The sequence below is a fragment of the Mycobacterium sp. genome (genome assembly GCF_050701515.1).
Lineage (GTDB): Bacteria > Actinomycetota > Actinomycetes > Mycobacteriales > Mycobacteriaceae > Mycobacterium.
Genome location: NZ_JBOGDB010000099.1, coordinates 1 through 4,681, shown reverse-complemented (window position 1 = coordinate 4,681; position 4,681 = coordinate 1). Strand labels below are relative to the sequence as shown.

Below are 4,681 nucleotides of genomic sequence, written 5' to 3'. Positions count from 1 at the left end.
CGCCGTGGCGCGAGGAAAACCCAGCCCGCCGCCGATATAGTGCCGACAGCACCAAGGTGCCGTTCGTTTACCGATTGGCTGCGAGGGCCGCGCGCGGGCACTCGGCGATGGCCTTCTGGGCGAGCGTCTCCTGCTCGACGGGGACAGGGTCGGCGGTGACCATGGCGTATTCGACTTCGTCGAGTGTGAACACCTCGGGCGCGATTCTCACGCAGACGGCGTTGCCTTCACAGCGATCACGTTCCACTACGACACGCATGCCTCTGCTCCTTCACGTCGCCGTGAGCTACTTGCCGGCCGTTTCGGCCTAGCCGCGTTCGTTGATCACCTCGACAAGGACGAGGTGATCCGAGAGTGTCGGGTTCACCGTCGTGAACGTCGTGTGCGACGGTTCAGACTCGATGGTTTGGCTCATTGCCGAACACCCTTTTCGATCCGATCGCCGAGGTCGCGGTCGACCTTGCGCCAGTAGTCGAAGGCGCGTTGCAGAACCGGCTCGCTGACGCCGGCCCGAAGGTGGCCAACGACATTGTCCACCAAGCGTTCCCGCTCCGCATCGTCCATCACGTCGCGGACCAGGGTGCCGGCCTGGCCCCAGTCGTCGTCTTCGGCGCGCAGCGTGTAGGCGGTGCGCACCATGTCACCGTCGGTGTGCCAACCGGCGGGCTCGCCGTGGCGGGCGGTGTCGGCCAGCGGCCCGCCCTTGGAGTTGGGCGCGTACACCGGGTCGGTCGCCAGCTGGTAGCGCATTAGGCCGGCCGCGCTGTAGCTGTGCACCGGCGACTGTGGTGCGTTGACCGGGAGTTGGTTGTAGTTGGCGCCGATTCGGTAGCGGTGGGCGTCGGCGTAGGCGAACATCCGGCCCAGCAGCATCTTGTCCGGGCTGGCCCCGATGCCGGGCACCATGTTGGACGGCTCCCAGGCGCCTTGTTCGATCTGGCTGTGGTGGTCGGTGGGGTTGCGATCCAGGGTCAGCTTGCCGACCTCGATCAGCGGGTAGTCGGCGTGCGGCCACACCTTGGTCAGGTCGAACGGGTTGAACCGGTAGGTCTTGGCGTCGTCGAATCCCATGATCTGCATATTCAGCGTCCAGCTCGGGTGCTCGCCACAATCGATCGCCTCGAATAGGTCGCGGGTGTGGTGGTCGGTGTCGAGCTTGGCCAGCTCGTCGGCCTGGGCCTGGGTGAGGTTCGCGACGCCCTGGTCGGTGATGAAATGGTATTTGACCCAGAACCTTTCGCCGCCCGCGTTGATCCACATGTAGGTGTGCGAGCCGTAGAGGTTCATGTGCCGCCAGGTGCAGGGGATGCCGCGATCGCCCATCAGGTAGGTGACCTGGTGTGCGGACTCCGGTGAGAGCGTCCAGAAGTCCCATTGCATGTCGTGGTCGCGCAGGTTGCTGTCGGCGCGGCGCTTTTGCGAGCGGATGAAGTGGCCGAACTTGAGCGGGTCGCGGATGAAGAACACCGGGGTGTTGTTGCCGACGATGTCGTAGTTGCCGTCGGTTGTGTAGAGCTTCAGCGCCCAGCCGCGGGGGTCGCGCCAGGTATCCGGGCTGCCGCGTTCGCCGGCCACGGTGGAGAACCGGATCACCGTCTCGGTGGTGGTGCCGGGTGCAAACACCGCGGCCTTGGTGAAGGCGCTGACGTCGTTGGTAACCTCGAAGCGCCCGAAAGCGCCGCTGCCCTTGGCATGGGGTTGGCGTTCGGGGACGCGTTCGCGGTTGAACGCCGCCATCTGTTCGATCAGGTAGTGGTCGTGCAGCAGGATCGGTCCGTCGGGGCCGATGGTCAACGAGTGCTCGTCACTTTCCACCGGGATGCCGGCATCGGTCGTCGTCGGCGCTGTGGTCGAAGTGTCGGTCATGTCGTTGCCTTTCGGTTGGGGTTTGGTTATTCGGGATCGCTGAACGGTGTGTCCAGCAACTCATCTCATTGCCCAGCGCCTCCGTCAGATTCCCAGCGCTGCAGTGCGATTGGGGCATGCGGCGGGTCCGTTGCACCGTGCATCCGGTTGCCGAGTGGTTGGTCGCGGGTGTAGGAATCGATCGCCGCGGTCATTTGCCACGTTGTGTCCGTGTGTGGGGTCGGTGTACGGGGGTGCCATGAGCAGAGTTTCACCGTTCCGACGTGCGGCCTGGCTGCTGATGCCCGTCGCCGTTGCCGACCAAGTGCTCGAGATCGTGTTGCCACCCGGTGAAACGGATACGGTCGCATACGGCCCGGGTGAGGGTGTACAGCGTCGCCGCGATGGCGGCCACGCTTATCCAGATCACCAGTGCGCCCGTCGCTGCCTCCATGGCGGCGCGGGTGGTCGGGGTTGGTGCGGGGGCCTGCGCTCCGTTGTTGTCGACCCAGATCTCAACGGTGTCGCCAGTTTTGGTTGTCGATTGCGCCTTGACCGCGCCGGTGTGTTCGGCGCCGGCGGCGTTCCATCGGGCCGACACGGTGGTGGTGGCTGTTCGCAAGATTTGTTGGGAGGCAGGGACGTCGGTGACCGTTGCGGCCACGGTGTGGCGAGTGTCGGCCTGCTCGGCGTAGACCTGGCGGAGCGAGTCATAGACCGCGGTGCCCGCGGCGGCTGTGATCGGGATGGCGAGCAGCGACACCACGACAGCCAGCACCAAAACCAGTGCCTCGATCCGATCGGTGGCGCGGACCAGTGGATCGCGGCCGGCCAGGCGCAGCAGAACCGGCCACCGGGGCAGGCGCATGGTAAAGGTGTCCATCGCGGCTTCATCCGCCCGCCAGTGCGCCGTCCCGCGTTGATCGTGGGGGTTCATCGACATCCCCTGGCCGCGGGTTGGCTTCGTCCAGTAGTGGGCCGACTGCTACCAGCGTGGTTAGCAGCGCGGCCGTCGGTCCGCTCGCTGATAACCATCACCCACCTCCACAGCTCGACCATCGGTTATCCCCATGGTGGTGTGGATGCACCTCGCAGGGTTTGCCACAACCAGACAACGGCGGCGCGGTGCTTTGTCGTGTTTCGACAGCACACATGGTCAGTCGATGTCGGTGGCCGCGAGTTCGATCATGGCCAGCCCTTCTTTGGCGTCCTCGGCGACGAACCGCGGATCGTCGCAGGCCCTCGAATGCGCGAAACGCCACGGGCATCGGCGAATGCGCGCAAGTGCTTCCGCGCCTAGCGGCCAATGATGGTCGCCGCCCAAGCCGGGATCGTCGTGCTGCGGGTCCTTCGCCGTCGGTCATGACGTCGATCACGATGGCAGCCTTTGGGGCGTGGACTGTTCGCCTCATTGCCCAGGCAGATCGTCGTCATAGGTGGGTTCGCCGTAGCGCTGAACGGATTTGGCGACGGTGAGCAGCACGACACTGTCGTCGACGGCGTGCAGGCCGTGGCGGGTGGCGGGGATGACGAGGTGATCGCCGGGGCGGCCGTCCCAGCTGGTGTCAGGACTGGTCAGCCGAACCCGCCCGTGCAAAACCTGCAGCGTGGCTTCGCCGGGGCTCTCGTGATCGTCAAGTTGGGTGCCCGTGGTCAGCGCAATCAGGGTTTGTCGCAACGTGTGTTGGTGCCCCCCGTACACGGTGTGCGCGCTGCGCCCGCTGTGGGCGTGGTGTGCGGCCGTCAGATGCTGCCGGCCAAGCGCGGTCAGCGAGACCTTGTCCATAGTGGCTGTCCCGGTTCTCAGCGGTTCGAGGGCGGGGTCAACTGGCGGTGAAGGTCCTCGACATAGCCGTCGTAGGCGGCGGCGACCGTGTCGAGGTCGACCTGCTCGGGCAGGTCGTCGACGCTTTGACGGGCGATCAGGTAAGCCGCGGTCGCCTCGACGACGTGCTGCTCGTCGTCGGCGATCTGCGCAACCACGGCGGGGTCGGCGTGCATGCGCACGACCACGGTGTCCTGGTCCTGCTGAAACCGGACCAGATAGTCGTGATCGCCGAGCGCCTCGAGGGCCGGCTGATGAACGGTGATGGTGTTCTCCTTCGTGGGTGAGTTGCGGGATCGTCATCCCGCCAGCAGGGCGGCACCAAGGGCGAGCAGCGCGGCGAGTTTGAGCGCCTCCAACCCGATGTAGGCGTGGTGTGCGCGTGAGCGGGGTGCGTCATGGCCGGCCAGTACGCGGGCCGAGCGCCGGCTGAGCCTCGGCCGCACCACCAGCAGCTGCACGACGAGCAGCACCGCTGTCACCGCGGCGAGTACGAGCACGGGGCGCGATGACGGGGCGATGGTCAGGCAGACCGCGATGACCACCGCCCAGATGACCTCGGCGATGTTGAGGGCTCGGAACACGATGCGCCCGATGGCCAGGCCCACCCGTAGCTCGAGGCCTTCGGCGCGAAACTTCAGCGGTGCTTCCAGGAAGGAGATCGCCAACACCATGCCCATCCATATCAGCGTGGCCGCGGCAGCGACCCGGATAACGAGGTCGGTCATGACGATGCCCTATCACGGGTCGGTGCGGGTGCGAGGTGCGCGACGCACAGGTCGGGCTCGACGAACGGGTCCAGACGATCCACGGTGACCGGTGCCCGCATCGCCGTCAGCGCACCCTGCATCAGGCCCAGGTGCACAGAACAGATCACCTCGCCATGTTGTTCGGCCAAGTTCTGGAAAGGACAGTGCCGCAACCGGATCTCGCGCGTGCGCGGACCCTCGGCGGGCTCGGGCTCAAAACCCAACTCCGCCAACAACTCCACCAGTTCGGTGACTGCGCGGG

8 protein-coding genes are annotated in these 4,681 nt (G+C 66.0%); all 8 read right to left on the bottom strand.

Features of this window, described 5'->3' with window-relative positions:
• Positions 1-67: 67 nt before the first annotated feature.
• The gene (locus ACRDU5_RS08490; RefSeq protein ID WP_526614040.1) at positions 68-259 is read right to left on the bottom strand and encodes a ferredoxin; all 192 of its coding nucleotides are present in this window, start codon (positions 257-259) and stop codon (positions 68-70) included.
• Between the two features lie 152 nt (positions 260-411).
• Complete coding sequence (locus tag ACRDU5_RS08485; RefSeq protein WP_526614039.1) at positions 412-1,866, bottom strand: catalase; 1,455 nt, start codon at positions 1,864-1,866, stop codon at positions 412-414.
• Positions 1,867-2,116: 250 nt separating this feature from the next.
• Positions 2,117-2,782 (bottom strand): Rv1733c family protein, encoded by a 666-nt coding sequence (locus ACRDU5_RS08480; RefSeq protein WP_526614038.1) that lies wholly within the window; start codon positions 2,780-2,782, stop codon positions 2,117-2,119.
• Positions 2,783-3,001: 219 nt separating this feature from the next.
• Positions 3,002-3,169: a hypothetical protein gene (locus tag ACRDU5_RS08475; RefSeq protein WP_526614037.1), complete on the bottom strand. Its 168-nt coding sequence runs from the start codon at positions 3,167-3,169 to the stop codon at positions 3,002-3,004.
• Positions 3,170-3,253: 84 nt separating this feature from the next.
• Positions 3,254-3,631, bottom strand: a complete 378-nt coding sequence (locus ACRDU5_RS08470; RefSeq protein ID WP_526614036.1) for a cupin domain-containing protein — start codon at positions 3,629-3,631, stop codon at positions 3,254-3,256.
• Positions 3,632-3,648: 17 nt separating this feature from the next.
• The gene (locus ACRDU5_RS08465) at positions 3,649-3,846 is read right to left on the bottom strand and encodes a hypothetical protein (protein ID WP_526614035.1); all 198 of its coding nucleotides are present in this window, start codon (positions 3,844-3,846) and stop codon (positions 3,649-3,651) included.
• Between the two features lie 123 nt (positions 3,847-3,969).
• Entirely contained in the window at positions 3,970-4,398 is a 429-nt protein-coding gene (locus ACRDU5_RS08460) for a hypothetical protein (protein ID WP_526614034.1), read from the bottom strand.
• Positions 4,395-4,681, bottom strand: a 287-nt coding sequence (locus tag ACRDU5_RS08455; RefSeq protein ID WP_526614033.1) for a helix-turn-helix domain-containing protein, incomplete at its 5' end; no start/stop codon positions are given. The genes ACRDU5_RS08455 and ACRDU5_RS08460, both read right to left, overlap by 4 nt.